Annotated in this window: 1 protein-coding gene; it reads left to right on the top strand. The window is 63.9% G+C overall.

All coding sequences use genetic code 11. From position 1 onward, the window contains the following. The coding region (locus QC029_RS31425; protein WP_279559107.1) for a molybdopterin cofactor-binding domain-containing protein at positions 1–438 on the top strand (438 nt) is incomplete at both ends.

Consider the following 438-nt stretch of genomic DNA (forward strand, 5'->3'; position numbering starts at 1 on the left):
GTGTGGTCGCGCGAAGAGGACATGGCGCACGGCCGCTATCACCCGATCACCCAGTGCAAGATGACCGGCGCGTTCGACGCCAACAACAATCTGGTCGCGCTGCACTACCGCCTGTCCGGACAGTCGATCCTGTTCTCGCTGCGCCCCGAAGCGCTGCAGAACGGCATGGATCCGGCCGCATTCCAGGGCGTCGCCCAGTCCGGCGAAGCCGCGTTCGGTTACTCGGTGCCAAATCTCCTGGTCGAGCATGCGATGCGCAACCCGCACGTTCCGCCCGGCTTCTGGCGCGGCGTGAACGTCAATCACAACGCGATCTACATGGAATGCTTCATGGACGAACTGGCCCAGGCCGCAGGCCAGGACCCGCTCGAATTCCGCCGCAAGCTGATGGGCAACCATCCCAAGCATCTGGCGGTGCTCAATGCCGTAGCCGAGAAG

The sequence above is a fragment of the Streptomyces sp. DH37 genome (genome assembly GCF_029813835.1).
Classification (GTDB): domain Bacteria; phylum Actinomycetota; class Actinomycetes; order Streptomycetales; family Streptomycetaceae; genus Streptomyces.